Consider the following 4,558-nt stretch of genomic DNA (forward strand, 5'->3'; position numbering starts at 1 on the left):
CTGCATCGACGAGAACCGAGCGTTCCCGGCGTGGGTGTTGCGCTACCTTCGGAGTCTGGCCAGCGACCCGCCGCTGCCGCAGGAACGAAGGCCCACGCCGACGAAGGCGTTCTATGACCCTATGGACGTGTTCTCGACCGTAACGGCATGGCGTCAGGTGGGGCGGATATCGCTGCAAAGGTGCTTTGAGAGATACATCAATGAGCGCCTAAATGGCCGGGGAGAGGAGGAAACGCTCAAGACAGCGTATTATCGCGGCCTGCGAATGGCCGAGAATGAGATTGCCTTTATGGACACAATTGCCAAGCGCCCGTGAGTACGTCAGCGAAGGCAAGCAGCGGCGGCGCCCCACGCTCGCACCCGCCGACCGCAGTCGCCCAGCGCTCCCTCGGCTCTCCGCGGCGCTCTACCAGTAGCCCCGCAGCGGCACCTGCCCGACATGCGCGCCGACCGACCGATGATCGGACAGCCAGAGGGCCATCGCGGTCGCCATGGCCATGTCGAGGTGGCCGTCTGCCATGTCGCCATCGATCCGCAGGCGGCCGGATGCCGAGACCGTCATCTCGAAGGCTTCGAGCTCGGCTTGCAGGTCCGCGCGGCGGGCAAACGACCCGATCTTGAGCTCACCGACATGCAGCGCGGAGTTGAGGTTGCCGAGCAGCAGGTTGCGCGAGACGTTGTTGAACGTGACCCCGCGCTCGCGGGTTTCGTTCTCGTTGTCGCCGCCGACGATCTGCATCCGCGTGTGCTGCACGTTCTTTGCGTTCAGCAGGTCGCAGAATGCGCGCCCCGGCCCCCCGGCGTCCACCACCAGATAGGCGCAGTCAGCCAACGCTCGCTCCTGCATCAGGTTGCGCACCACGACGGCAAGCTCCGTGTAGGCCATGAGCGGGATGAAATCCGCCTTCACCACGACGCGACGGCGCGGGGCGAGCTCCTGGGCGTAGCGGGTCCATCGCGGCACGCGCTCGTCGAGGATGATCGCATAGGCGTTGCGGTCGCGGCTCTGGGCGATGTCCAGCCCGATCAGGAAGCGGCGGTAGCCGGGCACCACCGTCACCGCCGGATCGTCGCAGGGCAGGATCAGGCGGTCGCCCTTCTGGACCAGTTCAGCGCGTTGCATAGATGTCTCCCAATTCGAGCTCCGGGGTGTCGGTGAAGGCGCTCTCGATGGTCCGGGGGGCGAAGAAGGGCGTGCCGCCGCCACCCAGCCAGCGAAGCTCGTGCTCGACGGCGAACTGGACGGGGGGCATGAACTTGCGGTCGAAGGCGACCTTCTCGGCCATGCGCGGGATGTCGGTGGACCGCGCCGTGATCTTCTCGATCTCGTCGTTCTCGACCCAGAGGCGATGGGCGAAGCCGCCCTTCCGACCAGGCGTGGTGATCATCAGAATCCGGCCGCCGTCCTCGCGGATGGGCAGCGTGGCGTCGTATACTGCGTCCGGGATGAAGGCGCCTTCCTCGTAGACGAGGATGCCGCCGTTCTTCACGCCCCAGCCGCGCGCGGATTCGCCGTCCTGCCCTGCGGGCACGCAGACGACGGCCGAGCCGTTTTCCAGCTCCATCACCTGCTGCGTGAGCCGGGTCTTCTGGATCGGCAGCGCCATCGCCTGCCACGCCTGCAAGCACTTCTTGAACAGCAGTTGCGACTGCGACAGCGTGGGCGACAGGATCAACACCGTCCGCTCGGGCGCAGCGACCGTCTGAGCCGCGAGCACGCCGGTGGTCTGGCTCTTGCCGATGCGACGTGACGCGAGGACCATGGCGAAGGGAGAGCGCGAGCGCAGCATGTCGCTCTGCCACGGGTCGCAGGGTGCGCCCACGACACGCCGAAACAGGGCTGTCGGGTCCACCCGTTCTTCCAGCGTCCGCAGATAGAGGGCGAGGTCACTCAAGCCGCAGCCTCCGCGCCTCCACAAGCTGGCGGAAGGTGTCGAAGGCGTCGGGGTGGGCCTCGAACACCTCGAACAGCACGCCTTGCAGCTTCGCCCACTCGGGCGACTCGTTGATGGACAGGACGATGGTCGTCTTCTCTTTCAGTGCCGTGTAGGATTTCAGCAGCCGCTCGAACGACTGCCCTGATCGCGCAGAAGTTGCGAGAGGGCGGGCGCGAGGTCTTCCACGTCGCGCCCGTCACCGAGGCGGTTCTTGATCTCCCGGTAGAGGTCTTTCTGCTCCTTGATGACCTCGCGCAGCCCCTTCTGGATGTCGTCTTGGGCCGCGTTGATCTTCTCGTCCACCTCTTCGGATTCCGCCCTCTGCGCCTCGGCCATGACCACACGGGCGACATCCGGGGTGCAGAAGGCGTCCTTGAAGCGCTGGATGGTGCAGTAGGACACGCCGATGCGCCGCGCGATCTGGACCATCGAGCGGCGGCCCAGCACAATGTCGCATACGATCTCGGCATAGTCCGCGCGGTTGCGGATGACGTTCGGCCGACCGCCGCCCTTTTCCTGCGGGATCGCCCGCTTGATCACGTCCATCCGCAGCGCAGCCATCAGGAGAGGGACTCCACCCAGCGCTTGAACCGCCGCAGAATTGGCATGGCCCACGGCCACTGGACGAGAAACTCCCCGAAGAAGCGCTGCTCATGGGCGCCGAAGGCGTCGAGCACGACGCCGCGCGCGACCTTGCGCTCCGTGATGCGGTTCTCCGGGTGGCGGTAGCTGTCGCGGACGAACTGATCCGCGACCTGATCGGCCATCGTGTCGAGGTCCATGATCAGCCCTCCCGCACGATCTGCAACGGCACGCCCGCCTTTTCGGCCTGCGCCTTCGCCGCGCGATAGATGGCCGGGTCGCGGGCCTGTTCGCGGGTGAGCTGGATCGGCTTCTTCGCGGCCGGGGGCGTGAAGGTCTGCGGCATGGTCGGGGACGGCTTGCCGACCGCTTCGAGCACCTGCCGCATCTGGTCGAGCAGCTCGTCCTTCTCGGCCGAGGCGCGGCGATGGTCCTTCACCTCGTCGAGCAGCTTGGTCGCGTTGTCCTTGAGGCCCGCGATCTGGCCCTCGACGTGTGGGGCCAGCGCCTCCACCAGCTTCGGCAGCGCCTTCTCGATGAAGGCTTCCATCAGGCGGGTGTTCTGTTCGTCTGCGGTCGTCATGTTGCATCTCCAGAATGCGAAAGGGTCGGCGCAGGTGAGCACCGACCCCTCCTTCGTCACCCTGGAGTTGCGGCCCCGCCTGCGTCGACATGATCGGAAGCGCTGCGGGGGCGCTCAACCTCAGATTGAGGTGGCGAAACGGTTATCCGAGGTAGTTGGCGAGGATGTCCACGACCTCGTCACGGGTGGAGGGGCGCTGATCGGTGGCAAGCTGGCGCAGGCGGGCCTCGCGCCGTGCCTGTTCCGCGCGGCGCTTCGCCTGTCTGCGGCGCTTCTCCGCAAGCGTCTGTTCGCGGTGACGTTCCATGCGCATGACCGCTTCCCGCCTGTCCGCGACGATCTGACGGGCGGCCGCCAGCCCGGCCGCGTTGCCGACGTGATCGAGCGGCGCGCGACCGTCCATGATCGCCAGCACCTTGTCGCGGAGATAGTCGGGATCGAGACCGGCGGCGACCGCGAACTCTTCCCGCCGCCGCGCCCACGGCCCTTCCGTAGCCGTCAGGAAGTCGAAGGCATCCTCTCGGTGCCGCCGCGTGTCCCACTCGCCCGGTATCGTCGGGGTCAGCAGGTCTTGCACGGCCCGCACGATGATGGCCGCGAACAGCTCGCGCTCGGCCATGTCACGATGCGATGGGCAGCCGCAGCATCGTCGCACCCATGTCGCCGCCCTCGTCGGCGATCATCTCGCGCTCTTGCTCGAACGTGCGGTCGGGCGAGGCGACCTCGCCAGCTTGCAGGTTCTCGTAGAGGGTGCGGTGGCTGATGCCGCCCGACTGCCAGAGCTTGACCAAGCCCTCGATCTGGCGGCCGTTCAGGGTCGCTTCGATGAAGTCGCGGCTCATCTCGACATGGGCCTCGGCGGGCGGCGCCCCTACCCATTCCGCCGCGATCCGCAGCAGCTTGTTGATGCCCGCCTCGACCGACACCACCGTGCCATGCAGCAGCGACAGCTCGCCCCGCGTCCGCTGCGTCGCCGTCTCGATGGACTCGTTCCGGTTGACCGTGGTGGTCAGCATCCGTGCACCGAGCTGCGCCATGACCTCGATCTTCTCTTCCATCAGCTCTTTCATGGCGGAGACGCCCGCGCCCGTGAACTCGAGCATCCCGACCTGCGCGCCCTCGGGCAGCACCCACAGCGCCCCCGCGCCGATGGCACGCGGGATGCGATCCTCGGTCAGCGACCCGGACACCCACGGGGTCGGGGCCGAGGTCAGGAAGATGGCGTGCTCGCGGTCGCAGGAGTTGCGGAAGTGGGACAGTGCGACCCGGCACAGCCCCGAGAACGGCGGGCGCACGTCGGACGGCCGGATGCCCTGATGGCTGACCATCAGGAACGGGATGAAGTCGAGCGCCCGGCCGTTCACCTGCGGGATGATGCCCTCTTCGATGTCCACGCGCTTCTCGGACGGCCCCTGACGGACGAAGCGGCGAATCTGATAGATGCTGTCCTCAAGGG

General features: G+C 67.0%; 8 protein-coding genes. 1 reads left to right on the forward strand and 7 read right to left on the reverse strand.

The window, feature by feature from the left end; translation table 11 throughout:
• On the forward strand, nucleotides 1–316 hold a 316-nt coding region (locus N177_RS21510; protein ID WP_040484837.1), incomplete at its 5' end, for a hypothetical protein.
• 90 nt (nucleotides 317–406) lie between these two features.
• Here N177_RS21510 and N177_RS00010 read toward each other — a convergent pair.
• The 7 genes from N177_RS00010 to N177_RS00040 all read right to left on the reverse strand — a co-directional run.
• Nucleotides 407–1,123 (reverse strand): hypothetical protein, encoded by a 717-nt coding sequence (locus N177_RS00010; RefSeq protein WP_023430160.1) that lies wholly within the window; start codon nucleotides 1,121–1,123, stop codon nucleotides 407–409.
• A complete protein-coding gene (locus N177_RS00015) occupies nucleotides 1,110–1,895 on the reverse strand; it encodes a terminase large subunit (protein ID WP_040484838.1) in 786 nt (261 codons plus the stop codon). The genes N177_RS00010 and N177_RS00015 overlap by 14 nt, the downstream gene beginning before the upstream one ends.
• 159 nt (nucleotides 1,896–2,054) lie before the next feature.
• Entirely contained in the window at nucleotides 2,055–2,498 is a 444-nt protein-coding gene (locus N177_RS00020) for a hypothetical protein (RefSeq protein WP_023430162.1), read from the reverse strand.
• Complete coding sequence (locus N177_RS00025) at nucleotides 2,498–2,719, reverse strand: hypothetical protein (RefSeq protein ID WP_023430163.1); 222 nt, start codon at nucleotides 2,717–2,719, stop codon at nucleotides 2,498–2,500. The genes N177_RS00020 and N177_RS00025 overlap by 1 nt, the downstream gene beginning before the upstream one ends.
• Nucleotides 2,720–2,721: 2 nt before the next feature.
• Nucleotides 2,722–3,069, reverse strand: a complete 348-nt coding sequence (locus N177_RS00030) for a hypothetical protein (protein ID WP_152527794.1) — start codon at nucleotides 3,067–3,069, stop codon at nucleotides 2,722–2,724.
• A 175-nt stretch (nucleotides 3,070–3,244) separates the two neighbouring features.
• A complete protein-coding gene (locus N177_RS00035) occupies nucleotides 3,245–3,721 on the reverse strand; it encodes a hypothetical protein (protein ID WP_023430165.1) in 477 nt (158 codons plus the stop codon).
• A 1-nt stretch (nucleotide 3,722) separates the two neighbouring features.
• The coding region (locus tag N177_RS00040) for a DUF4055 domain-containing protein (RefSeq protein WP_040484840.1) at nucleotides 3,723–4,558 on the reverse strand (836 nt) is incomplete at its 5' end.

Source organism: Lutibaculum baratangense AMV1 (assembly GCF_000496075.1).
In the GTDB taxonomy this organism is placed as follows: domain Bacteria; phylum Pseudomonadota; class Alphaproteobacteria; order Rhizobiales; family Tepidamorphaceae; genus Lutibaculum; species Lutibaculum baratangense.